A 22652-nucleotide genomic window follows, 5' to 3' on the forward strand; every position below is an offset into this window, starting at 1 on the left:
GATGCTGCCGCCGCCTTTGGTCCTGTCTGGCGCAGAGGCGCTCTGCCTGTCTATTTAAGCGAGGCGACCGGACCGCTGGACGCTGCCGGATCGGGGTCGAAGCCGAACACGCCGACCAGATATTTGTAATAGTCCGGCATCTTCTCCTTGAGCACCTCGCGCGATTTCGGATCGTGGAATTCGCTCTTTCCGGCCAGGAAGATGCTGGCGGTCACGGCGAAGAACTCCATGGGGTTCTTCATCGCATAGGATTCCCTGGGCAGCAGGTCCTTGGACTTGGCCAGGGCGAAATAGCCGATCACGCCCTTGTTGGCGTAACCGTCCGGCAACAGCCGGGCGTGATAGGCATGCAGCAGCTCGTGCAGCAGCACGGCCTCCTTCTCATACCGCATCATGTCGGGGCGCAGCATGATGACGCCGAGCCCCGAATCGACCGCGAGGTCGACGGCATTCGGATTGGTCCAGCGCTGCTTGCCGGGGTCCCAGACCGTCAGCGTCCGGGGCGCGGTGCGCTGCATGTCGGGTGTGACCCGGCCGTAGCATGCGGTCGCGGCACCCTCGTCGAGGCAGGCCAGCTCGCTCGCGACGATCGGAACGGTATGGAAGAAGCGCAGCACGCGCGGGGACAGGCCGACGCCTTCGACGACGTCGATCTGGCTCTTCAGATTGTCTGTGAGCTTGTCGACATCCTTGCGGTCGCGGTTCTCGGAGATGTCGAACATGTAGCCGCGGTAGCTCTGGAAGCCCGGCGGCAGAGCCTGCGCTGCGTCGGCATCGAGTGATCCGGCATTGGACGGATTGGCAAAGAGCGCGCCGACGATGGTCGCGGTCAGCAGCAACGCAATGCGCATGATGAACCCCCTGATGTCACTTCGCCCGGCAGGATAGGCCACCGTTGTTTGCGAAAAGTGAGTGGGGCGAGACTACGGGAGCGATGTTGAGGCGTGCTTAACTGTTGGTTGCAGATCCCGCAGGCGGGTTAGGGACGGGTTAACCAAGGCATAGGCCGCGAGTGCTGGCTTGTCCCCGTCATCCTGAGGTGGCCGCTTCTTAGCGGCCCTCGAATGATGAACGGCCCGGCTGCATCGGGGCCGTGCATCCTTCGAGGCTCGCAAGGGCTCGCACCTCAGGATGACGGGATGGGTACTGAGGTGTAGATTCACCCGAGGGCAGCAAGCCCCACATCAGAAGCCGGAGGAGGATGCCATGTATGCCGCCATCCGTCAGGCCAAGGCGAAAAGCGGGAGCGCGGAGGAACTGGCGCGCCGCATCAAGGACGGCGCCGTTCCGATCATCAGCGACGTCGACGGCTTCAGGGCCTATTACGTCGTCTATGCCGGCGACGATACGGTCACCGCGATCTCGATCTTCGACAAGTTCGAGCAGGCCGAGGAGGCGAACCGGCGCGCCATCGCCTGGATCGAGAAGGAAATCGGCCCGCTGCTCGCCGGCGACGCGCACGCAGCGGCGGGGCCGGTGATCGTGCATACGCTGGCGTGAGGTCTCGAGCTGCACGCTCTCGCCTCACATTCAACTGTCATCGCCCGCGAAGGCGGGCGATCCAGTATGCCGCGGCAATTGTTGGGAATCTCGACGTCTCTGGAATACTGGATGCCCCGCCTTTGCGGGGCATGACAGTTGTGTGTGGAGCGTGCGCTTTCCGCCAAACGCACGCCGCTCACAACTCCCTTGCATTCGAGAATGCGAAACTCGACACCCGCCGCGTCGTCTCGTCCAGGATCAGCGTGCGCGTGATCGGCGGCTCGGCGCGCTGGGCGCAGTTCTCGCGTTCGCAGAGGCGGCAGTTGACGCCGATCGGCGTGCCCTCGGTTTTCTCCAGATCCATGCCCGCGGCATAGACCAGGCGCGAGGCGTGGCGGATCTCGCAGCCGAGGCCGATGGCGAAGCGCGGCTGCGGCAGCGGATGCGGCGCGACGGGACGGCGCACCATCTGCGCGATCGAGAAATAGCGCGTGCCGTCGGAGAGCTCGATCACCTGCTTGAGCAGGCGATCGGGCGTGTCGAAGGTCGAGTGCACGTTCCAGAGCGGGCAGGTGCCGCCGAATTTCGAGAACGGGAACGTGCCGGAGGAAAAGCGCTTCGAGACGTTGCCGGCATTGTCGACGCGCAAGAGGAAGAACGGGATGCCGCGGGCGTTCGGCCGCTGCAAGGTGGTGAGGCGGTGGCAGACCTGCTCGAAGCCGGAATTGAAGCGCTGCGCCAGCAGATGGATGTCGTAGTTGAGCGCTTCGGCAGCAGCCAGAAATGCCGGGTAGGGCATCATCACGGCCGCTGCAAAATAGTTGGCGAGGGTAATGCGGAACAGACGCCGCGGCGTGTCGTCGAGCGGGCCGGCGCGGCCGATGATCGCCTCCAACTGCTGCGCGCATTCGCCAAGACCGAGCTGGAAAGCGAGCTGAAACGCGCGGCCGGGTGGATCGACCAGCTCCGAGATCAGCAACTGGCGGCGGTGGCGGTCGAAGCGCCGCAGCGTCTCGCGCATGACGTCGACAGGCATGATGCGGGTCTGCACCGAATGCTTTTCGCGCAGGCGTGCGGCCAGCGCCGCATAGAGCCCTTCGGCCGGTACGTTCAGTTCATCGCGCAAGGCTTCTGCGGCCTGCTCGAGCTCCGGAAAATAATTGCGGTTGGCCTCGATCAGCTCGCGCACGCGCTCGACCGGATTGGCCTCATAGCGCGTGCCGACGTCGCGGTCGGCCATCTGCGCCGCCGCCAGCGTCTCGCCCTGGCGGGCCTCGGTATAGGCCGCGTAGAGCCGCTGCAGCGCATGGGTGACGCCGGGGCAGAGCTCGGCGAGGTCGCGCAGTTCCTGCTTGGGCACGTCGATCTGGCGGAACAGCGGGTCGGAGAAGATCTCGTTGAGTTCGGCGAAGAAGCGGTCCTCGTCGGCGGTGGCGAGGTCGCGCAAATCGAGGTCGTAGGTCTCGGCCAGCCGCAGCAGGATCTGGGCGGTCACCGGGCGCTGGTTGCGCTCGATCAGGTTGACGTAGCTTGGGGAGATGCCGAGCCCTTCGGCGATCTGGGTCTGCGACAGCCCCAATTGCTGCCGGATTCGCCGGAAGCGCGGGCCGACGAACAGTTTCTTCCCCGACACGGCGGGCATTTGTCAGATCTCCAAGGGAACTATCGGCGCCATCAGGACAGTCTTACTGACCTATTTGTTACAAATTTTACAACATAACATCTATTACATGTTCTGATGTTACATGACATCACCAATAAAAAACAAGCCATCTATCCGAAGTTTCCGTTTTCGCGTTTAGCTCCTGACACGCATTTCGCAATGCACTGTCAAGAATGTCGATGGCCTCATCGCCATCGTCAGCGAAAGGATCAGGACATGAACTACCAGCCCCGTGGCATCAGCACTTTCCAGGCGCCGGCCTCGTATCAGAGCGAGATCGATGCGGCCCAGGCGCTCCTCGAGACCAAGCCGACCTGGAACGGGGTGACGGCCGAGCACGTCGCGCGCATGCGCCTGCAGAACCGTTTCAGGACCGGCCTCGACGTCGCCCGCTACACCGCGGCGCTGATGCGGGCCGACATGGCGGCCTATGACAACGACCCCACCAAGTACACCCAGTCGCTGGGCTGCTGGCACGGCTTCATCGCCCAGCAGAAGCTGATCTCGGTCAAGAAGCACTTCGGCGGCAAGACCGATCGCACCTACCTCTATCTCTCCGGCTGGATGATCGCGGCGCTGCGCTCCGAGTTCGGGCCGCTGCCCGACCAGTCGATGCACGAGAAGACCTCGGTGCCGGCGCTGATCGAAGAGCTCTACACCTTCCTGCGCCAGGCCGACTCCCGCGAGCTCAACGACATCTTCCGTTTGCTCGACAAGGCGCGCAAGGAAGGCGACAAGACCCGCGAGAAGGAGTTGATCGAGAAGATCGACAACTTCCAGACCCATGTCGTGCCCGTCATCGCCGACATCGACGCCGGCTTCGGCAATGCGGAGGCGACCTACCTGCTCGCCAAGAAGATGATCGAGGCGGGCGCCTGCGCGCTCCAGATCGAGAACCAGGTCTCGGACGAGAAGCAGTGCGGTCACCAGGACGGCAAGGTCACCGTGCCGCATGACGTCTTCCTGGCGAAGATCCGCGCCTGCCGTCACGCCTTCCTCGAGCTCGGCGTCGAAGACGGCGTCGTCGTGACCCGCACCGACTCGCTCGGCGCCGGCCTGACGCAGCAGATCGCCGTCAGCCACAAGCCCGGCGACATCGGCGACCAGTACAACAGCTTCCTCGACTGCGAGGAAATCACCGCGGAGAACGCCCGCAACGGCGACGTCATCATCAACCGCAACGGCAAGATGATGCGTCCGAAGCGGCTGCCCTCCAACCTCTACCAGTTCCGCCCGGGCACCGGTGAGGACCGCTGCGTGCTGGATTGCGTCACCTCGCTGCAGAACGGCGCCGACCTGCTCTGGATCGAGACCGAGAAGCCGCATATCGAGCAGATCGCCAAGATGGTCGACCGAATCCGCAAGGTCGTGCCGAACGCCAAGCTCGCCTACAACAACTCGCCGTCGTTCAACTGGACCCTCAACTTCCGTTGGCAGGTCTACGACGCGATGAAGGAAGCGGGCAAGGATGTCAGCAAGTACAACCGCGCCGAGTTGATGAAGCCGGAATATGACGAGACGCCGCTGGCGATCGAAGCCGACGAGCGCATCCGCACCTTCCAGGCGGATTCGGCCAAGCGCGCCGGCATCTTCCACCACCTGATCACGTTGCCGACCTATCACACGGCGGCGCTCTCGACCGACAATCTCGCTCGCGAGTATTTCGGCGAGCAGGGCATGCTGGGCTACGTCAAGAACGTCCAGCGCGCCGAGATACGTCAGGGCATCGCCTGCGCCAAGCACCAGAACATGGCCGGCTCCGACATCGGCGACGACCACAAGGAATACTTCGCGGGCGAAGCTGCCCTGAAGGCGGGCGGCGCCCACAACACGATGAACCAGTTCGGCTAACCCATCACGCGCTTCGACAGGAGACTGACAATGACCAAAGGCAGCAATTTCTGGGTGATCGGCGGCGAGTTCGGCTCGATGAACTTCCACAAGCTCGTGGAAGGCTCGGCCCAGGTGCAGGGTCCGTTCAAGACCCGCAAGGAAGCCGAAGATGCCTGGCGCTCGGTCTCGGAAGAGAACCGCCACAAGGCCGGCGTCCGCTTCTCGATCGTGGAAGAGCCGTCGCGGGTCTCGGCCTGAGGCCTTACCTGCCGGCCTGAACTAAGAAGACGTCCAAGGACGGAGGGTCCCATCCGGCGCAAGCCGGGTGGGATCGTCTGTTTTTGGCACAGGCGAGCCGGCTGTGGGCTGGTTAAGTCTCTGGAATTGTGGACCCTTTGCGGACCGTTTGGTTGCTGATAGGTTAACTTCAGCAAGTGAGGACGAGGCCGACAATGTCAGAGCCCGAGACCAGCGGGACCCATCCCAGCCAGCCACGCCCGGTACGGCTGCGCGACGCGCTGCTGCGGGCACGGATCGAGGCCGCCGACCGGACCGGCGTGGTCGTCGACTTGCGGGACGCCGAAGTGGCGCGGCTCGAGATCCTCAACGACGCGCTCGATCCGCTGTTCGCCCAGGTGCCCGACCAGATCGACCTGTTCGACCGCGGCATCAGCCAGGGCGATACGCCCAGACTCTGGATCGACGTCGTCGCCCACATCATGATGGGGCGCGACAAGCGGCAATATCGCTTCGTCCAGGACACCCGCTTCGGTCGCATCGTGCTCGCCGAATCGCACGACATTTCGGTGATCGTCGAGGCCGTCACCGACTATGTCGCCCGCCGCATGATCGAGCGCGAGCACGCCATGGTGGTGTTGCCCGAGCCGCAAGCCCCGACTGTCGCGCCACCGCGCCGCTCGCGGTTCTGGCCGTTCGTGTTCGGCTTTGTGCTCGGTGCCGCCGCACTGTTCGGCGTTGCCGTGCTGGCGGCCCTGCGGAGCTGGTGACCGTGGCGTCGTAGCCCGGATGGAGCTCAGCGCAATCCGGGGCCTTCGTGCAACGGATACAGGCGTCCCGGATTGCGCTGCGCTCCATCCGGGCTACGGACGGCCTGCTAAACCAACCTCGCATGCTTGATCTGCCGGATCTGAAATCCCGACCCCAGCCCCCGCACCGTCTGCTCGCAGCGCCAGCCGGCATTGTCCTTTTCGATCGTGAACAGGTTATACGCCGCCGCCGGGTAGTGCCCGTGCGCGAGCGCGGAGGCCGAGGGCACGCCGATCGCTGGAATATTGCCGTTCGGACCCTCGAACCACATCGTCGAATGAATGTGGTCGTGCCCGTGCAGGATCAGCTCGACGCCGTGGCGCTTCAAGAGCGCCAGCAGATCGGCCGAGTCCGTCATCCGCTTCAGGCGCGCGTCGGACTTGAGCGGATGATGCACCAGCAGCACGCGGAAGACGTCTTCAGTCGCGAGCCGTTCGAGAATATGTGCGAGCGCTGCGAGCTGATCGCGCCCGAGCGTGCCCGTCGCCATCAGCGGCCGGGTCGGCACCGCCGTGGACAGGCTGATCAGGGCGAGCGGCCCGCGCCGGCGCACCGAGGGAAAGCCGATGCTGCCGTCGTCGCCGGCAAGATAGGGTGCAAAGGTCTCGCCGAACCGATCAAAGGTGGCGCGGACATAGGCGTCGTGATTGCCGGGAATCGTGGTGACGCGGTCGGGCGGGCCGACGCCGTCGAGCCAGGCGCGCGCAGGGGCGAACTCCGCCTCCAGCGCCAGGTTGACGAGATCGCCCGTCACCGCGATATGGTCCGGCGTCTGCGCCTTGACGTCGGCGACCAGGGCGTCGAGCACCTCGCGGCGCTGGTATTTGTGCCGGTTGCGCGTCCAGTTGACATAGCCGAACACACGCTTGCCCGCGAGCTCGATCAGCCGCGGCCTTGGCAGCGGCGGCAGATGCGGGTCGGACAGATGGGCGAGCGTGTAGGGAGCCATGACGCGCGATTGCCTCGCTATTCGTTTGTTGTAATGGCAAGGTCGTGGGCGACGCGCAAGCGGGGCCTCAAGGGAGCCTGATGGGGGATCGTCTCAACCGTATCCGACGAAAATTCGAGCCGCTGCTGCGGCGGATCTTCCATGCCTATTTCCTGCTGGTGCGCGGCATGACGCTGGGCGTGCGCGCCGTGGTGCTGGATTCCGAGAACCGGGTGTTCCTGGTCAGGCACAGCTACATCACCGGCTGGTATCTGCCCGGCGGCGGCGTCGACCTCGGCGAGGCCATGGAACAGGCGATGCGGCGCGAGCTCAAGGAGGAGGGCGACATCGACCTCACCGGCGAGGCCGTGCTGCACGGCATCTTCCTCAACAGCCACGTCTCCCGCCGCGATCACGTCGCGGTCTATATCGTCAGGCAGTTCAGGCAGGATCGCGTTCCTGAGCCCAATCACGAGATCGTTGAATGCGGATTCTTCGCGATCGATGCGCTGCCCGAGGGGACCACGCACGGCACGCGGCAACGGCTCGCGGAAGTGCTCGACGGCAAGCCTGTGATTTCGACGTGGCGGTGAAGACGTCTTGCGCTGAAGCGTCCTGATGTCGAAGCAACCCGGCCCTAACCGCCGGGCTGGCCGCTGTCCTTCGTCTTCAGTTCCAGCGCCAGCAGGCTCTGTTCCTGGATCAACGCGCAGTTCTGCCGTTCCAATTTGTGCAGCCGCGCCGTCATGTTGTGCATGAACGCGAACACCACCAGGAACAGCGCGCCGAACATCACGACGAACGGAAACACGACGCCGGTCAGATGGCTGACGAGATAGGCGAGGCCGGGAAACAGCGTGAAGCCCGCGGGTATGATCGCCACCATGGACAGCATCAGGAAATCGTAGAGGTCGAACTTGCCCTGCAACGTCTTCTTCAGCAGCACCAGCATGTAGATCAGCGCGAAGGCGGAGATGACGACGACGGTCTCTGCGCTCGGAAGGACGTTTGTCATGGCGCCTCCTCTCCAGTTGTTCAAATGGATGACGGGATTGAAAATGGGCACGGCAAGCGCAGCGTCATGGCGATCTCACCAGGCGCGCGAGCAGGATGTAGCCGAGCACGCGGATCATGTAGCTCGCCGACTTCAACCCGTCGATCGAGCTGACGCCGGTCTCGCGCGCGCGCATCTCGACCGGCACCTCGTTCACCGTGAGTCCCGCGCGCATCGCCCAAGCCAGCGAGATCGGCTCCGGAAAATCCGTCGGATACGCTTTGGCGAAGAATTCGATGGCGGCGCGGTCCATCAGCCGCATGCCGCTGGTCGGATCGGTGATGCGGCCGCCGCCGCTGAACAGGCCGTTGAGCGCAAGCACGATCAGCCTGATGCCGGCGCGCCGCATCCGCGTGGAGCAGAAGCCGGCATGGTCGATGAAGCGGCTTCCGATGGTGATGTTGGACGGTTGCTTTCGATAGGCGTTCAGCAGCGTCTCGATGGCGCGCGGATCGTGCTGGCCGTCGCCGTCGATCTGGATGCAGAAGTCGAAATCCTGTCGCGCCGCGTATTTGATGCCGGTCTGGACGGCGCCGCCGATGCCGAGATTCTGAGCGAGGCGGGCAACCCGCGAACGGCAGCCTGCGACCGCGGCTGTCGTGTCCGACGAACCGTCGTCCACCACCAGGGTGTGGTAGCCGCAGCCGGTTGCCGCGATCTCGCCGAGCAGACCGCCGATCGAGGCCTCCTCGTTGAAGCAGGGAATGATGAGCAGGACTCGCGACGCGCCGTGCTGCGGTGCGGCGGCACCGTCGTGGCACGTGTCGGTTGAACCCAAGCCTGAACCCACCATGCCCATGTCGGCCACGTCCGCCTCACCTCCAAAATCCCCACCTTGCTATACTTGCCGGTGCTTTTCCTGTACAGGCGGCGGGCTATTTCAAGCTGTGCAGGGCCGCCCGGCGAATGCCGATGAGAGCTGTTAAAGTCTTTTTTTCAATTGTGTTTCTGGCAATTCTGGCCAGCAATATCAGGCTGATCTCGCATTGGAGCGAGAGCCGCGGCGTCTATGACGACATCTGCTATCTCAGGCAGGCGCATCTGTTCCAGCGCTTCGGCTGGCAGGGGCTCGACACCAGCCTCGCCCGTGAGACCGACGGCTATCTTGCGGCCAGGTTGCGCAGCATCGATTTTCCGAACTGGAACGAGCCGACCCGGGCGCCCTGCCACACCCAGACCGCCGACGGCAGCAAATGGGTGATGACGCCGCCGCCGGGCACGGGTTTCGCGCTGGCGCTGTTCCCGGAAGGTTTCCAGGTCGTTCCGCTCTATGCGCTGGCCAATGTGATCATCGCCGGCTTTGCGTTATACGGCCTGTGGCGGGCGCGGGAGCCCGCGTCGCTGGCGCTTGCCGCAGTGTTCGGCGCCCTCGCGATCACCTTCATGATCAATCCGACCAAGGCGAGCTATTCGATGGCGCCGACCATGGTCGTCTGCGCGCTGGCGGGCCTGTTTACCGCGCGGCTGTTCGTCGGCGACAACAGGCGCCTGCTGCTGGTCGCGGCGGTCGGGATTCTGCTCGGCCTGTCCGCGAGCTTCAGGATCGCGAACGTGATTCTGTCGGCGGGCTATTTCCTGTTCTTCGGATTGTCGTTCCTGTTCTGGCGCAGCCGCGAGACCTTCGCCGCAAGCCTCGTGCTCGGGCTCGCCTTCCTCGCCGGACTGTTCCCCGTGTTCGCGGCGAACCTGGTCAATTCGGGCAACCCGCTGGTCTCGGCCTATGGCGGCCAGGACACGGCCGCGCCGAGCCTCGACCCGGCGGTGCTGCTCGCCTATCTCCGCGACACCCAGTTCCCGTTGATCGTGTTTGCCGGTGTCTGGACCGCGCTGCTGTGGCGTTTCGCCAACCATGCCGGCGTCAGGCAATTGACGCTGCTGGTCGGCGCCAATCTTGCGCTGAATCTGGCGTTCTTCGCCACGCATCCGGTCTTCACGCCGTACTACATCATTCCCGTCCTGATGCTGTCGCTCTGGACCCTGCTGTTCGCGGCCGTGCTCACCCGCGGCCCGCAGGGTTCTGAGGCCCACAAGGCCGATGGACCGCGGCCCTCCGAGATGTTATCCCGCACCTCGCATTGACGCGTTTTTTGACGCGAACCTGAAACCACTTCGCTCGAAGACGCATGCCGACATGACCGATCTCTCGCTCACCATCCTTCCCGAGGCCGCCGGCGACGCCCAGGCGATCGAACGGCTGCACGAGCGCACCTTCGGTCCGGGCCGCTTCGTGCTCAGCGCCTACCGGATCCGCGAGCATGTCGACCATCTGCTCGACGTCTCCTTCACCGCCCGCATCGGCACGCTGCTGGTCGGTTCTGTCAGGCAACTGCCTATTATGATCGGCGACACCAGGGCGCTGCTGCTCGGGCCGCTGACCGTCGAGCCGCCGTTCCGCAGCCGCGGCATCGGCCGTCTGTTGATGGAGCGCGCGCTGAAGGACGCCAAGGCGAAAGGCCACGCCATCGTGCTGCTGGTCGGCGACGAGCCCTATTACAGCCGCGTCGGCTTCAAGCCGGTCGCCAAGGGCCGCGTCACCATGCCGGGCCCGGTCGACGCTGCGCGCATCCTGGTGTTCGAGCTCGTCGACGGCGCCTTCGAGGGCGTCTCCGGGCAGGTCGCGCCGGACTGGAGCAAGGCGCGCGGGTAGCTCGTAGCCCGGATGGAGCGAAGCGCAGTCCGGGAAACCTGTCGCTGCAGATGCTCTGCCCCGGATTACGCTACGCTTCATCCGGGCTACGATGCGGCTTGCCTCAGGGAGTCTCGACAATGCAAGTTCGTCCCGCTGACCCCGCTGAGATCGATCATCTCGCGCAGCTGTGGCACGATGCCTGGCATGGATCGCACGCGCATCTTGCGCCGCCCGAACTTGTCCGGCTCCGCACCCTCGCGAACTTTCGCGATCGCCTGGCGGCCATGCTTGCCGATGTCTGCGTCGTCGGCCCGGCCGGCGCACCGCTCGGCCTGTGCGCCCTCAAGGGCGACGAACTGTACCAGCTGTTCGTGTCGCCAAAGGCGCATGGGACGGGGGTGGCTGCGGCGCTGATCGCTGATGCCGAGGCACGGCTTGCCGCGCGCGGTGTCGAGCTGGCGTGGCTGGCCTGTGCGGTCGGCAACATGCGCGCGGCGCGGTTCTACGAGAAGAGCGGCTGGCGCAACGCCGGCACCTTCGTGATGTTGTCGGAGACCCCGAACGGCCCTTTCCCGGTGGATCAGTGGCGCTTCGAGAAGCAGCTGACGCGCGCCTAGGTCTCGGAGACCCGTAGCCCGGATGGAGCGAAGCGCAATCCGGCAAACCGCCGCCGCGGATCCACCGTCCCGGATTACGCTACGCTCCATCCGGGCTACAACGCGGCGGTGCCCCATCCTCCGCCCATTGCGAGCGCAGCGAAGCAATCCAGAATCTTGCCGCAGCGGCAGCCTGGATTGCTTCGTCGCAAGAGCTCCTCGCAATGACGGTGTGTGTCGGGGCCCGTTAGGCCCCGACCTGATCAAGCCTAGAACTTGAAGTTCGCGAACGCCCGCACGCCGATGCCGGGCATCAGCACCTCGTCCTTGGTGTAGGACACCGAGTTGCGGATGTTCTCGTTGAGGAGATTGTTGCCGACGAGGCCGACCAACATTTCGCGCGCGCCGAACGGATTCGGATTGAGCTTGGTCTTGTAGCTGACCTCGGCCTTCAGCAGATTGTAACCTGATGTCGGCGTCTCCGCGATCACGGCGACATTGTTCTGCGCGAAGGCGTGCAGCAGATTGACCCGCATCAGCCAGTTGTCGTCTCGCCAGAACACGCCGCCGCCCAGCCTGACCGGTGGAATGCGCGGCACGTTGGTGCCGTCGGTGAAGGTGGCGCGGACCACGTCGAACTGGTTCTCGATGCCCCAGATGCCGCCCTGAAACGCGCCGACATCGAGCTGCGACTGGAATTCGCCGCCGCGGAAGTTGGCGTTGGCCTGCGAATACACCGCCTGGTTCACTTCGGCGCCCGGCGTGCCGCAGGAGGCAAAGTCGTCGTCGCACATCACGCCGGTGAGGCGGCGATAGATGAAATTGTCGAAATGCGTGTAGTAGACGGTGGCCTCGAAGCGGAACGGTCCCGTCGCCTTGCGCACGCCGAGCTCGACCGACTTGGCAGTCTCGATCTTGAGGTTGGGATTGCCGATGTCGAAGGTCGCGGTCGCATCATGCGCGCCGCGCGAGAACAGCTCGGCCGCCTTCGGCGCGCGCTCGACATATTGCGCGGTGATGCTGCCGACCATGCCGCCCGGCAGGTCCTGCAACAGGCCGATGCTGCCGCTCTTCGGCGTGAAGGACGGGTTGCGCGCGATCGCCGCCTGCGGCGTGCCGTCGGGCAGATAGTCCGCCGGGAAGTCCGGCGTGGTGCCGTGCAGCTCGACGTGCTCGATGCGGCCGGCGATCTGCGCCCGCGTCTGGTCGGTGAACTTGAACTCGTTGAAGGCGTAACCGGCAACGCGCGTGCTGTTGTTGGGATCCCACAGGCCGTTGAACAGCGTGCCGGGATTGTCCGGGCTCGGCGCGCTCAGCTCCTGATGACCGACCTGGAAACCCAGCGCCGTCGTTACCTCGGCGAAGCGCGCGTTGAACGGCATCAGCTGCACCTCGGTGCGGATCTCCTGCTCCTTGTTGGTGAAGGTCTGCCGCACGCCGTCGCTGGTGAGGTCGGCGGGATCGGCAAGGCCGATCTCGTTGTGCCGGTAGTCGGTCGCGCCGGCCCAGAAGCGGACGGTGTCGATCGCGGCCGCGTCGGGGTGGTATTCGCCCTTGACGTTGATCTTGGTCTGGTGGCCGTCGATCCGCGTGTGGTGGTCGGCGCCGTCGATGCCGGGGATGTGGTAGAGCGCGTCGTTCTGCGTGATCGACGCGCCGATATAGCCGCCCTGGAAGAAGTAGGAGCCGCCGATCGATGCGCCGTCCGAGCGCGTCGCCGAGTTCGGCTGGCGGCCGTTCACGGGTCGCGACTGGTCGTTCAGGTAGGGGTAGCTCGGAATCGCATAGTCCGAAGTGGTGCGGCCATAGGCGTCGGCATGGAAGGCGAAATTGCCGCCGCCGGTGTCGAGCAGCACGCCGCTTTCGATGCCGCGATCGACCGAAGAAAACGCGGTGCGCGTTTCGGCGGTGACGCAAGGCGAGGTCGCAGCTGTCGCCAGCGGCGCCTTGGTCGGCAGGCCGTAAGCCTGGAACGACGGCGCGCAGGACGGCAGCGCATCCGGAATCCGGTTGTTGGTGGCGCTGACGACGCCGCCGATCGAGGTCGAGCCATAGCGCAGCGCGGCCGGCCCGCGCACCACCTCGACCTGGTTGGTCGCGAGCGGATCGATCGGGACGAAATGATCCTCGCCGAGGTCGGAGGCACCGCCGGAATTGGTGCCGTTCTCGACGATGCCGACGCGGTTGACGTCGAGGCCCCGGATGATCGGCCGGCTGGAGGCGCCGGGCGCAAAGCTCGAGCCGGTGATGCCGGGTTTCGAGAACAGGAGATCGCCGAGCTGGCCGCCGCCCTCGCGGCGGATCTCCTCGTTCGGCACCACCGTGACGGTGGCGAACTGGTTGGTGACGACAGGCAGCACGCCCTGCTGGGGTGCTGCGGCCGGGGCCGCTGCCGGCGTCGCTTCCGCCGTGCGTTGCTGGCTGCGCACCCGCGCGGTTCGCGTGGCGCGGACCGGGCTGCGGGTCGGCACCACTGCTCTGCGCACGATGGGGCTCGGGGCCGTCACGGTGACGGAGGGGAGCTCGGTCGACGATTTGTCTTCCGCGCGCGCCGATGTGGCGGCGGCGCCGAGCACGAGCAGGCTCGCTCCGGCGAGACGCTGCACGCGTCGCAATTCAAATGACATGGTCCTGATTCCAGTCAGGCGCCGTCCGCGTGCTTGTTTGATGATCGGGGGCGGCCTGCCGTCGCTGCGCGACGGAATTCGACTTCAACTTCTCCCGGGCGATCGTCCGCGCGTGTGGCGCGGCGAGCCGGGCGTGATCAAGCGACGTTGGAAGTCAGGATGCTGGAGGGGCGCGCGGCTGGAACGCCGTGCCGGCCGATCTCAGATGGACGAATTCTGCATCGGTGGTGAGCTGGAGCAGCTCGATGGCCTGCGGCAGCTGTAGAAGCGGCGGTGTCGCGAACAGGACGGTGCCCGCCATCGCGACCAAGGCGCAGATCGCGCAATTGTCCTCGCCCGGCTGCTCCCGGTCGGGACTTGCGGGCGATTGCTTCTGGACCGTGGCGCGGTCGGTCGAAGCAACGCCGTTGCCGCCGTCGGTCTGCTGAAGCGAGGCCGCCGCGAGGGGAGCGGCTTGGGCGAACCAGTGGCTATGGCCGAAGGTCAGCGCGAACTGCACCAGCATCGCGAACAACGCGAGCCGGGCGCCGTGCCTGATATTCGATCGGAACCACTTCATCTGGAAACGCCACCCCGCATCGCGAGGCGCCGATCCCCTCGGCGTTCGCGATGTTATAATGTAACATCGCAGGAACGTTCCGCGGATGTCAACGGCGGTCAGGCGATCTCGTGCGTGTAGCCCCGCGATGTGTCGTTCGGGCAACTAGCCGAGATGACCGACGCTCGCCTTGATTGCGTTCCTCAAGAAAACGCACGACTCTTGGGTCCATCGCCTTGAAATGTCGCACTATAAACTATAGTTTATGGAACTAGAGAAGCGCTGGTGCGTATTTTCAAGACCAAAACTCTCGCGAAGTTTACCCGCCAGAATGGCATCAGCGATGCGGCCCTTGTAGATGCCGTTGACCGTGCCAAGCGTGGCCTAATCGACGCTGATCTCGGCGGCAAGGTCATCAAGCAACGGGTCGCTCGTCCGGGGCAAGGCAGGAGAGGGGGATTTCGGATGCTGATCGGATTCGGCTCTGATCGCGCCGTCTACCTCTTTGCCTTCGCAAAAAACGAGCGCGAGAACATTGGCAGCGGTGAGCTGCTCACGCTGCGTGAAATCGCAGCCTCGTTTTTGGACGCGTACAAAAAGAGTATCGACCAAGCGTTAAGCGACGGAACTTTAATCGAGGTGCACAATGGTAACAACAAAAGCAAAGAAGAAGGCAAAGACCAGTCGTCTCGCAAAGGAGTTGCTGGAAACGGCGAATGATCTGCAGAAGAGCGGTCTGCTGACGAAGGCGGCACGCGACAAGATTACCATGCGACATCTCGGAGCCTCCGATATCCCCGCCGCGGTCACGGCGAAAATTTCGGGTGCTGACATAAGGGCAATCCGCGAGGCGGCAAAACTGAGCCAAGCGGTTTTCGCCCGCTACCTCAACGTAACGGCTGGCTACGTGTCACAGATCGAACGCGGCGACAAACATCCTACTGGCCCCGCCCTGGTGCTGCTTAACGTGATCCGTCGTAAAGGCATTGAGGCAATCCTCTAAGCAGCGAAACGCACCGCCGCTGCGGCGCTAGGCAGATCCCGTCCCAGTACGCCTCAGAATCACCGCCCCTCGCGCACCCAGGTCGCCGCAAACGCGCCGAGCAGCAGCAAGAGGCCGATCAGGCCGGCGAAGATCGGCAGCACGCCGACGCCCTTGACGACGCTGGCGTCGCGCATCCGCACGCCCATCCAGCCGTCGCCGGCGAAGGTGCTCACCGAGCGCACCGGCACGATGCGCGGCAGCTCGACGCTGGAGCCGCTGGCGACGCGCACGGCGTTGCCGCCGGTTGCCTGCGTCAGCGGCTTCAGGGTTTCGGTGGTGGAGGTGACTTCCGAAAACTCCTTCGGATTGGTCGGGCCGACATTGATCAGCGCCTTCAGCGTGCCGTCGGTGGCCTGCCACAGGCCGAGCTCGCTGGCCGGCAGGCTGGCGCGCCACTCGCCGGGATCGCCGGCGCTCAGCGTCAGATCGCGCGAGACGCCCGACGGCGAGGTCACGCTCACCGGCTGGACGCTGTCGGACATGGTCTGGCGCACCACCACGAGATCCTTGCCCTGCACCTGGAGGCGCAGCGCTTCTTCATCGAGGTCGGGCTGCTTCATCAGCCAGTGCGACATCCGCCTGAGCAGATCGAGATGCGGGCCGCCGCCTTCATAGCCGCGCGCCCACAGCCAGATGTGGTCGGAGAGCAGCAGCGCGACGCGTCCCTCGCCGAAGCGCGACAGGAACAGCAGCGGCTTGCCGTCGAGGCCGGTCATGACCGGCGGGTTGACGGAATTGCGGGTGTCGACGGTGCGGAAGAAGCGGCTCCAGCGCGGCGGCTCGCTGGCGGAGCCTTCCAGGCCGCGCGTGACCGGATGGCGTTTGCCGACGTCGGACAGATGCGCATAGAACGGCTTTTCACTTACGCCGACCGGTTCGGCCGGCAGCACCGAATCCAGCGGCGTACGCCAGATGCTGGTGTTGGAGGCATAGTCGGGGCCGGCCGAGACCAGCACCGCGCCGCCTGCGCGCACATAGCGCGCGATGTTGTCGAAATAGGCGACCGGCAGCACGCCCTGGCGGGCGTAGCGGTCGAAGATGATCAGCTGGAATTCGTTGATCTTCTGCTGGAACAGCTCGCGGGTCGGAAACGCGATCAGCGACAATTCGTTGATCGGCGTACCGTCCTGCTTCTCCGGCGGACGCAGAATGGTGAAGTGCACGAGGTCGACGCTGGCGTCCGACTTGAGCAGATTGCGCCAGGTGCGCTCGCCGGAATGCGGCTCGCCCGAGACCAGCAGCACGCGCAGCTTGTCGCGCACGCCGTCGATGGCGACGACGGCGCGGTTGTTCACCGGCGTCAGCTCACGCTCGAGCGGCGAGGCCTCGATCTCGACGATGTTCGGGCCGGCATGCTTGATGTCGACGTCGACGCTCGCGGTCTGGCCGCTCGACAGCGTGCGCTCGTTGATGACCTCGCCGTCGCGGCGCACCGTGACCTTGGCGCGCTCGCCGGAGACGCCCTGGTCGTCGAGCCGGTAGGTGATGGTCTGGTTCTGGCCGACGATGCCGAAGCGCGGCGCCGCCGTGACCGCGATGCGGCGGTCGCGCTCGTCCTTCTGCCCGGTGATCAGCGCGTGCACCGGTGCCTGGAAGCCGAGCGCGGCAGCATTGGCGGGAATGTCGTGGACGCGGCCGTCGGTGATCAGGAACGCGCCGGCGACGCGGTCGACCGGCACGTCCGCGAGCGCGGAGGCCAGCGCCCCGAACAGTTTTGTGCCGTCAGTCTCGCCGTCGGCCTGTGCGGCGTCGACGACGCGGACCTCCAGGCCCTTGATCTTCTTCAGGCCGTCGACGAGGGCTTCCTGCGCCTGGGCGGCCTCGCGGGTGCGGTTGCCGAAATTCTGGCTCGGGCTCTTGTCGACGACGATGGCCGCAACCGAGGTGAGGGGATCGCGGTCCTCGCGGGTGAAGGAGGGATTGGCGAGCGCCAGCAGGAACAGTGCCAGCGCGGCGACGCGTACCGCCGCGCCGCGCGAACGCGCCAGCAGCAGCACGAGCGCGATGACGACGATCGCCGCCAGCGCGAGCCAGAGGACGATCGCAGGAACAAGCGGCGTGAACGCGATGCCGTAATTCATATGAGATCCAGCACGTTGGCGTCATCCTGAGGAGCGCGTCGCACTTGCGACGCGCCTCGAAGGATGCTCGGGCGGTGGGTGTGGCCCATCCTTCGAGGCTCGCCCAGCGGTGCAGGCGCACCGCAGGTCTCGCACCTCAGGATGACGGCGGTGCTCATTGCCCCAACCGTTCGATCAGGGCGGGTGCGTGCACCTGGTCGGCCTTGTAGTTGCCGGTGAGGGTGTACATCACGATGTTGGCGCCGGCGCGGTAGGCGAATTCGCGCTGGCGGGGGTCGCCGCTGGTCACGGGCAGCATGTACTGGCCGTCCGGGCGCACGGCCCAGGCGCCGGCAAGATCGTTCGAGGTGATGATGATCGGCGAGACGCCGTCGCCGCCGCGCGCCGGCCGCTGCGCGCTCTCGTCGTCGTCCTCGCGCGGCAGGGTCTCGACCCAGGTCTGGCCGGTGTTGAAGCGGCCGGGGAAGTCGCGCAGCAGGTAGAAGGTCTTGGTCAGCACGTGCTCGCGCGGCACCGGCTCGAGCTCGGGCACGTCGAGCGAGGACAGGATCTCGCGCAAGGTCCGCATGCCCGGCGTCTGCCCCGCGCCGTTGTCGCCGGGCGGCGCCTCGATCGCGTCGCGGGTGTCGAACAGCACGGTGCCGCCCTGCTTCATGTAGGCGTCGATCCTGTTGATGGCGTCCTGCGGCGGCTTGGGCGCGCCGGGCACGATCGGCCAGTAGATCAGCGGGAAGAAGGCGAGCTCGTCGCGCGCGGGATCGATCCCGACGGGATCGCCGGCCTCGAGCGCGGTGCGTTGCGCCAGGAACAGCGTCAGTCCTGACAGCCCGGCCTTGACGATGGAATCGACGTCAGCATTGCCCGTCACGACATAGGCGAGGCGGGTCTGCGACACCGCCTTCATCGCGAACTCGTCGGATGCGCTGTCGGCGCGCGACGGCGTCGGCGCGAGCGACACGAGGCCCGCAAGCATCAGTCCGAGAACCATCGCGGCCGTCGCGGCGCGTCGGCGCAGCAGCGCGGCGAGGCCGCCGCCGAGCAGCGCGACGATGACGGCATCGACCAGGAACAGCGCGAGCGCCGTCGAGAGCAGCCAGCCGCGCAGGTCGCGCGGTTCGGCATTGGTATAGGTGGCGTGCCGGGCGCGCAGGCTCGCGGTGTTCAGGGCTGCGATGCGGTCGGCGCTGGCAAGCGTGTTCACGGCGAGCGGTCCTTCTGGCGGACCATAGAAGCCCGGCGGATGATCGGGGGTGGCGCGGTCGCGATAATCGGCCGGCAGCGGCTTGGCGGTGGCCGGCGGTGGACCGAAGGCGCCAAAGCCGTCGAGGATGTGCAGGGGCGCCACCGTCTCGGCGGTCGCTTCGCTGGCAACGCCGGCACCGGGCTTGGCGGTGTAGCCGGACATGTCGACGACCCGCCGCAGGATTTCGACGAAGGTGCCCGACATCGGCAGATCCGACCAGCGCATGTCGGCGCTGACATGGAACAGGCTGACGATGCCCTTGCCGCGATGCTCGCCGGTGACCAGCGGCGTGCCGTCCTCCAGCGAGGCCCAGCTCTTGGTGGCGAGCACCGCGTCCGGCTCGGCGAGAACCTGACGGCTCACGGTGACGTCCTTCGGCACGAAGACGCCGGCAAATGGTCCGTCGGCGGCGAAGGAGGCGAGGTGCTGCGGCTTCTCCCAGGTCAGGCTGCCGCCGAGCGTGCGGCCGCCCTTGCGCAGCTTGACCGGCACCAGATCGTCTTCGGCCTGCGCGAGGCGCGGCCCGGCGAAGCGCACCAGCACGCCGCCCTGGTCGACCCAGGCATTGAGGCGTTCGCGGATCTCAGGCGCGATGGTGCCGACATCGGCCAGGATGATCATCGGCAGCTTCTGGTCCAGAAACTGCGTGATGCCCTGCTGCGGCGAGCCCTTGTCGGCGAGCCGCACGTCGGCGAACGGCGCCAGCGCGCGGGTGAGGTAGAAGGTCGGCGCCAGCAGCGGCTGCGCGGTCTCGCTGCTCGCGCCCGAGACGATGCCGATGGCGCGGCGGCGCCAGCGCTTGTCGAGCAGCTGCACGGCGCCGGCGGAGCGTTCGCCCGAGATCTCGAGCCGCGAGATGTCGTTGCGCAGCTCGACCGGCAGGTCGAACGCCGCGTCGGTCTCCTTGTCCTGCGGGCCGAACGAGAAGCGCGCCTCGCCGATCGGCGAGGCCTTCTGGTCGAGCGCGCGCACGGTGCCCACCGCAATGCCGCTGTCGGTGCGCAGCACTTTCACCGTCATCCTGGCGGCGGCGTTCTCGGCGGCGACCAGCGCCAGCGGCGAGGCGGTGCCGCCCTCGAAGATGGTCAGGCTGCGCTCGCCGATGGTCTTGCCGAGCGCCTGCACGAACTCCTCGCCGCGGCCGGTGTCGACGCCGTCGGACAGCCAGGCGATCTCGCAGTCGCCGGTGGCTTTCAGGAAGCGGTCCACCGCAGCGAGCGTGTCGACGCGGTCGATCGAATAGGGTTTCGGCGCGAGCTGGCGCAGTGCGACGCGCGCCGCGCCCGCCGGCATCAGCGTGATATCGCGGTTCGGCTCAGACAGCGGCACCAGCGCGATGGCGCGGCGGTCGTTGTCGGCATTGGCAATCAACTCGTCGGCGGCCCGGATCCTGACGTCCCAGTTCGACGCCGCGCTCCAGCCGTCGTCGAGCATGATCATCAGCGGCGCCTTGCTGCCGGCGATGCCGGTTTGCGGATTCCAGATCGGGCCGGCGGCGGCGAAGATGACGAGGGCCGCAGCCAGCAGCCGCAGCGCGGTCAGCCACCACGGCGTCCGCGACGGCGTCTCTTCGCGCGGCGCGATGTCGAACAGCAGGCGCGTCGGCGGAAACTCGATCCGGCGCGGCCGCGGCGGCATCACGCGCAGCAGCCACCACAGCACCGGAAGGCTGACGAGGCCGATCAGGAGCAGCGGTTCGGTGAAGGCGAGCGGCAATCCCATCATGCGGCCGGCCCCGCCTTGATGGTCGTGGTGCGCGCGCCCGACTTGCTCACCTGCATGCCGGCATGCAGGAACAGCAGCAATTCGGCGGCGGAGCGGTCGGTCGCGTGCGTCGTGAACAGCCAGTCGAGCTTGCTCGTCTCGGCGCGGATCTGGTCGCGGTGCAGCGCCAGGCGCGCGGTGTAATCCTGCGCCCAGCTCTCGGCGCGGCCGGCGGTGATGACGCCAAAACCTTCGGGCTCGACGAACTCGACGCGGCCGGAATAGGGGAACGACTCCTCGGCGGGATCGACGACCTGCACCATCGTGCCATGCGCGCCGGAGCCGGACAGCCCTGCGAGCGTGGTCCTGATCTCCGCGACCGGTGACCAGAAGTCCGACAGCACGATGATCTCGGCAAGCGCTGACGGCACGAAGGACGGCGGCAGGCTCAGCCGGTCGGCATCGTCATGCAGCATCGCCTGCGCCATCTTGTCGATGACGCTGCGGCTCGCGGTCGGCGCCATCAGGCCGGGAATGCCGACGCGCTCGCCGCCCGAGACCAGCAGCTCGGCCAGTGCGAAGGCGACGATCAGCGTGCGCTCCAATTTGGACTCACGCGCGGTCTTCGAGGCGAACGCCATCGAGGGCGAGCGGTCCGGCCAGATCCAGACCGTGTGCGAGGCCTCCCATTCGAGCTCGCGGACATAGAGATGATCGTCGCGCGCCGAGCGGCGCCAGTCGACGTTCTGCGCCGGCTCGCCGGAGACGAAGCGGCGGTACTGCCAGAAATTCTCGCCGGAGCCGGCGCGGCGCCGTCCATGCAGGCCGTGGATGACGTTGGCGGCGATGCGGCGGGCCTCGAGCACCAGGCGCGGCAGGGAAGCGGCGAGCGTGCGGCTTTCGCCATCGGCACGTCGGACCGCCAGTGTCTCCTTTGCTGCGTGCCCGGTCTCTGCGGCCATCAACCGATCCGTGTCTTGAGCTGCTTGATCACGTCGGGAATCGTGCGGCCCTCGGCGCGCGCCTGGAACGTCAGCGCCATGCGGTGCTTGAGAATGGGCTCGGCGAGGTCGAGCACGTCGTCGACCGACGGGGCGAGCCGTCCGTCGATCAGTGCGCGGGCGCGCACGGCGAGCATCAGGGATTGGCTGGCGCGCGGGCCGGGGCCCCAGGCGATGAACTTGCCGGCCTCGCCGCTCTCGGGTCCCGGACGGGCCGAGCGGACCAGCGACAGGATCGCCTCCACCACGGAATCGCCGACCGGCAGGCGGCGGACCAGCCGCTGCGCGGATATCAGCGCATCCGCCGTCAGGGATGCCTTGGCCAGCGTCTCCTCGGCGCCGGTGGTCTCGAACAGGATGCGGCGCTCGGCGTCGCGATCGGGATAGTCGACGTCGATCTCCATCAGGAAACGATCGAGCTGAGCTTCCGGCAGCGGATAGGTGCCTTCCTGCTCCAGCGGGTTTTGGGTCGCGAGCACGTGGAACGGCTTCGGCAGGTCGTGACGCGCGCCGGCGACGGTGATGTGCTGCTCCTGCATCGCCTGCAGCAATGCCGACTGCGTGCGCGGGCTGGCGCGGTTGATCTCGTCGGCCATCAGCAGCTGCGCGAACACCGGACCTGCGATGAACCGGAAGGCGCGCTTGCCCGCGGTGCTCTCGTCGAGCACCTCGGCGCCGAGAATGTCCGACGGCATCAAATCGGGCGTGAACTGGATGCGCTTGGCGTCGAGACCGAGCGTGACGCCGAGCGTCTCGACCAGTTTTGTTTTCGCCAGACCTGGGACGCCGATCAGCAGCGCGTGGCCGCCGGAGAGGATCGTGACCAGCGTGTTCTCGATCACGCGGTCCTGGCCGAAGATGACGGAGGCGATCGCCTCTTTCGCCGCGCGAACCTGGGCTGACACCTGCTCGGCCGAACGAACGATTCCGTCCTCGAGTTTCTCGACACTCTCCGCCATCCGTCAGCTCCTTAAGTCCGCCACGCGGCTTTCTTGCGTCGTCACGTCAACTCACCACATCAGGTGATCATGGGCCCTATGCTAGACTTGCAGGAAGGCCATGTATTCGTTGAATTAACCTATCCCCACCTTATCGGCTTAGGGTTATGTAGGGCATCACGAAGTGGCGACCTCCACACCGGGCTAATCCGGGGTGGAACCGAGCGCCGACATACAACGTAG

The 22652-nt window shown here is 66.1% G+C and carries 21 protein-coding genes; 10 read left to right on the forward strand and 11 right to left on the reverse strand.

Features of this window, described 5'->3' with window-relative positions; translation table 11 throughout:
- Positions 1 to 50 precede the first annotated feature (50 nt).
- A complete protein-coding gene (locus PMI42_RS21045; protein ID WP_008137778.1) occupies positions 51 to 851 on the reverse strand; it encodes a hypothetical protein in 801 nt (266 codons plus the stop codon).
- A gap of 355 nt (positions 852 to 1206) precedes the next feature.
- On the opposite strand from PMI42_RS21045, the gene PMI42_RS21050 reads away from it, so the two are divergent.
- Positions 1207 to 1500 carry an antibiotic biosynthesis monooxygenase gene (locus PMI42_RS21050; RefSeq protein WP_008137780.1) on the forward strand — a complete coding sequence of 98 codons (294 nt, stop codon included), beginning with the start codon at positions 1207 to 1209 and terminating at the stop codon, positions 1498 to 1500.
- Between the two features lie 178 nt (positions 1501 to 1678).
- On the opposite strand, the gene PMI42_RS21055 is transcribed toward PMI42_RS21050, so the two are convergent.
- Entirely contained in the window at positions 1679 to 3124 is a 1446-nt protein-coding gene (locus PMI42_RS21055; RefSeq protein ID WP_008137781.1) for a helix-turn-helix domain-containing protein, read from the reverse strand.
- Positions 3125 to 3361: 237 nt separating this feature from the next.
- Between PMI42_RS21055 and PMI42_RS21060 the strand changes: the two genes are divergently transcribed.
- From PMI42_RS21060 to PMI42_RS21070, 3 genes are all read left to right on the forward strand, one after another.
- A complete protein-coding gene (locus PMI42_RS21060) occupies positions 3362 to 4996 on the forward strand; it encodes an isocitrate lyase (RefSeq protein ID WP_008137783.1) in 1635 nt (544 codons plus the stop codon).
- A gap of 30 nt (positions 4997 to 5026) precedes the next feature.
- On the forward strand, positions 5027 to 5236 hold the full coding sequence (locus PMI42_RS21065; RefSeq protein WP_008137787.1) for a DUF4170 domain-containing protein: 210 nt from the start codon (positions 5027 to 5029) through the stop codon (positions 5234 to 5236).
- A 194-nt stretch (positions 5237 to 5430) separates the two neighbouring features.
- On the forward strand, positions 5431 to 5985 hold the full coding sequence (locus PMI42_RS21070; protein ID WP_008137790.1) for a hypothetical protein: 555 nt from the start codon (positions 5431 to 5433) through the stop codon (positions 5983 to 5985).
- 107 nt (positions 5986 to 6092) lie between these two features.
- Here the strand turns inward: PMI42_RS21070 and PMI42_RS21075 are convergent, their stop codons facing one another.
- The gene (locus tag PMI42_RS21075; protein ID WP_008137791.1) at positions 6093 to 6974 is read right to left on the reverse strand and encodes a metallophosphoesterase family protein; all 882 of its coding nucleotides are present in this window, start codon (positions 6972 to 6974) and stop codon (positions 6093 to 6095) included.
- A gap of 80 nt (positions 6975 to 7054) precedes the next feature.
- Between PMI42_RS21075 and PMI42_RS21080 the strand changes: the two genes are divergently transcribed.
- Positions 7055 to 7546 carry an NUDIX domain-containing protein gene (locus PMI42_RS21080; protein ID WP_008137793.1) on the forward strand — a complete coding sequence of 164 codons (492 nt, stop codon included), beginning with the start codon at positions 7055 to 7057 and terminating at the stop codon, positions 7544 to 7546.
- A 44-nt stretch (positions 7547 to 7590) separates the two neighbouring features.
- Here PMI42_RS21080 and PMI42_RS21085 read toward each other — a convergent pair whose 3' ends face one another.
- Together PMI42_RS21085 and PMI42_RS21090 are read right to left on the reverse strand one after the other, a co-directional pair.
- Positions 7591 to 7968, reverse strand: coding sequence for a DUF2304 domain-containing protein (locus tag PMI42_RS21085; protein WP_008137794.1), 378 nt, complete (start codon positions 7966 to 7968; stop codon positions 7591 to 7593).
- Between the two features lie 64 nt (positions 7969 to 8032).
- Complete coding sequence (locus PMI42_RS21090; RefSeq protein WP_063824610.1) at positions 8033 to 8785, reverse strand: glycosyltransferase family 2 protein; 753 nt, start codon at positions 8783 to 8785, stop codon at positions 8033 to 8035.
- A gap of 134 nt (positions 8786 to 8919) precedes the next feature.
- On the opposite strand from PMI42_RS21090, the gene PMI42_RS21095 reads away from it, so the two are divergent.
- The 3 genes from PMI42_RS21095 (at position 8920) to PMI42_RS21105 (ending at position 11253) form a co-directional block, all read left to right on the forward strand.
- Entirely contained in the window at positions 8920 to 10086 is a 1167-nt protein-coding gene (locus PMI42_RS21095; protein ID WP_240535270.1) for a hypothetical protein, read from the forward strand.
- A 52-nt stretch (positions 10087 to 10138) separates the two neighbouring features.
- A complete protein-coding gene (locus PMI42_RS21100; protein ID WP_008137800.1) occupies positions 10139 to 10654 on the forward strand; it encodes a GNAT family N-acetyltransferase in 516 nt (171 codons plus the stop codon).
- Positions 10655 to 10773: 119 nt separating this feature from the next.
- Positions 10774 to 11253: a GNAT family N-acetyltransferase gene (locus PMI42_RS21105; protein WP_008137802.1), complete on the forward strand. Its 480-nt coding sequence runs from the start codon at positions 10774 to 10776 to the stop codon at positions 11251 to 11253.
- Positions 11254 to 11501: 248 nt separating this feature from the next.
- Here PMI42_RS21105 and PMI42_RS21110 read toward each other — a convergent pair whose 3' ends face one another.
- Entirely contained in the window at positions 11502 to 13859 is a 2358-nt protein-coding gene (locus PMI42_RS21110) for a TonB-dependent receptor (RefSeq protein ID WP_008137804.1), read from the reverse strand.
- Positions 13860 to 14013: 154 nt separating this feature from the next.
- Positions 14014 to 14418, reverse strand: coding sequence for a DUF2946 domain-containing protein (locus PMI42_RS21115; RefSeq protein WP_008137806.1), 405 nt, complete (start codon positions 14416 to 14418; stop codon positions 14014 to 14016).
- Between the two features lie 264 nt (positions 14419 to 14682).
- Between PMI42_RS21115 and PMI42_RS21120 the strand changes: the two genes are divergently transcribed.
- Positions 14683 to 15117 carry a type II toxin-antitoxin system RelE/ParE family toxin gene (locus tag PMI42_RS21120; protein WP_050994396.1) on the forward strand — a complete coding sequence of 145 codons (435 nt, stop codon included), beginning with the start codon at positions 14683 to 14685 and terminating at the stop codon, positions 15115 to 15117.
- Complete coding sequence (locus PMI42_RS21125) at positions 15098 to 15400, forward strand: helix-turn-helix domain-containing protein (RefSeq protein WP_240535271.1); 303 nt, start codon at positions 15098 to 15100, stop codon at positions 15398 to 15400. The genes PMI42_RS21120 and PMI42_RS21125 overlap by 20 nt, the downstream gene beginning before the upstream one ends.
- A 59-nt stretch (positions 15401 to 15459) precedes the next feature.
- Here the strand turns inward: PMI42_RS21125 and PMI42_RS21130 are convergent, their stop codons facing one another.
- The 4 genes from PMI42_RS21130 to PMI42_RS21145 form a co-directional block, all read right to left on the reverse strand.
- On the reverse strand, positions 15460 to 17523 hold the full coding sequence (locus tag PMI42_RS21130; RefSeq protein ID WP_008137811.1) for a hypothetical protein: 2064 nt from the start codon (positions 17521 to 17523) through the stop codon (positions 15460 to 15462).
- A 154-nt stretch (positions 17524 to 17677) separates the two neighbouring features.
- The gene (locus PMI42_RS21135) at positions 17678 to 20491 is read right to left on the reverse strand and encodes a DUF4159 domain-containing protein (protein WP_008137813.1); all 2814 of its coding nucleotides are present in this window, start codon (positions 20489 to 20491) and stop codon (positions 17678 to 17680) included.
- On the reverse strand, positions 20488 to 21432 hold the full coding sequence (locus tag PMI42_RS21140; protein WP_008137815.1) for a DUF58 domain-containing protein: 945 nt from the start codon (positions 21430 to 21432) through the stop codon (positions 20488 to 20490). Before PMI42_RS21140 ends, PMI42_RS21135 begins: the two co-directional genes overlap by 4 nt.
- On the reverse strand, positions 21432 to 22430 hold the full coding sequence (locus PMI42_RS21145) for an AAA family ATPase (RefSeq protein WP_008137817.1): 999 nt from the start codon (positions 22428 to 22430) through the stop codon (positions 21432 to 21434). The genes PMI42_RS21140 and PMI42_RS21145 overlap by 1 nt, the downstream gene beginning before the upstream one ends.
- Between the last annotated feature and the right edge of the window lie 222 nt (positions 22431 to 22652).

Source organism: Bradyrhizobium sp. YR681 (assembly GCF_000282615.1).
In the GTDB taxonomy this organism is placed as follows: Bacteria; Pseudomonadota; Alphaproteobacteria; order Rhizobiales; family Xanthobacteraceae; genus Bradyrhizobium.

What these genes read in the sequence shown, in the direction of transcription:
- PMI42_RS21075 (WP_008137791.1), bottom strand. Translation starts at nt 6,974, where the DNA reads ATGGCTCCCTACACGCTCGCCCATCTGTCCGACCCGCATCTGCCGCCG.
- PMI42_RS21055 (WP_008137781.1), bottom strand. Translation starts at nt 3,124, where the DNA reads ATGCCCGCCGTGTCGGGGAAGAAACTGTTCGTCGGCCCGCGCTTCCGG.
- PMI42_RS21070 (WP_008137790.1), top strand. Translation starts at nt 5,431, where the DNA reads ATGTCAGAGCCCGAGACCAGCGGGACCCATCCCAGCCAGCCACGCCCG.
- PMI42_RS21110 (WP_008137804.1), bottom strand. Translation starts at nt 13,859, where the DNA reads ATGTCATTTGAATTGCGACGCGTGCAGCGTCTCGCCGGAGCGAGCCTG.
- PMI42_RS21130 (WP_008137811.1), bottom strand. Translation starts at nt 17,523, where the DNA reads ATGAATTACGGCATCGCGTTCACGCCGCTTGTTCCTGCGATCGTCCTC.
- PMI42_RS21050 (WP_008137780.1), top strand. Translation starts at nt 1,207, where the DNA reads ATGTATGCCGCCATCCGTCAGGCCAAGGCGAAAAGCGGGAGCGCGGAG.
- PMI42_RS21060 (WP_008137783.1), top strand. Translation starts at nt 3,362, where the DNA reads ATGAACTACCAGCCCCGTGGCATCAGCACTTTCCAGGCGCCGGCCTCG.
- PMI42_RS21105 (WP_008137802.1), top strand. Translation starts at nt 10,774, where the DNA reads ATGCAAGTTCGTCCCGCTGACCCCGCTGAGATCGATCATCTCGCGCAG.
- PMI42_RS21045 (WP_008137778.1), bottom strand. Translation starts at nt 851, where the DNA reads ATGCGCATTGCGTTGCTGCTGACCGCGACCATCGTCGGCGCGCTCTTT.
- PMI42_RS21080 (WP_008137793.1), top strand. Translation starts at nt 7,055, where the DNA reads ATGGGGGATCGTCTCAACCGTATCCGACGAAAATTCGAGCCGCTGCTG.
- PMI42_RS21140 (WP_008137815.1), bottom strand. Translation starts at nt 21,432, where the DNA reads ATGGCCGCAGAGACCGGGCACGCAGCAAAGGAGACACTGGCGGTCCGA.
- PMI42_RS21135 (WP_008137813.1), bottom strand. Translation starts at nt 20,491, where the DNA reads ATGATGGGATTGCCGCTCGCCTTCACCGAACCGCTGCTCCTGATCGGC.
- PMI42_RS21100 (WP_008137800.1), top strand. Translation starts at nt 10,139, where the DNA reads ATGACCGATCTCTCGCTCACCATCCTTCCCGAGGCCGCCGGCGACGCC.
- PMI42_RS21145 (WP_008137817.1), bottom strand. Translation starts at nt 22,430, where the DNA reads ATGGCGGAGAGTGTCGAGAAACTCGAGGACGGAATCGTTCGTTCGGCC.
- PMI42_RS21115 (WP_008137806.1), bottom strand. Translation starts at nt 14,418, where the DNA reads ATGAAGTGGTTCCGATCGAATATCAGGCACGGCGCCCGGCTCGCGTTG.
- PMI42_RS21085 (WP_008137794.1), bottom strand. Translation starts at nt 7,968, where the DNA reads ATGACAAACGTCCTTCCGAGCGCAGAGACCGTCGTCGTCATCTCCGCC.
- PMI42_RS21095 (WP_240535270.1), top strand. Translation starts at nt 8,920, where the DNA reads ATGAGAGCTGTTAAAGTCTTTTTTTCAATTGTGTTTCTGGCAATTCTG.
- PMI42_RS21065 (WP_008137787.1), top strand. Translation starts at nt 5,027, where the DNA reads ATGACCAAAGGCAGCAATTTCTGGGTGATCGGCGGCGAGTTCGGCTCG.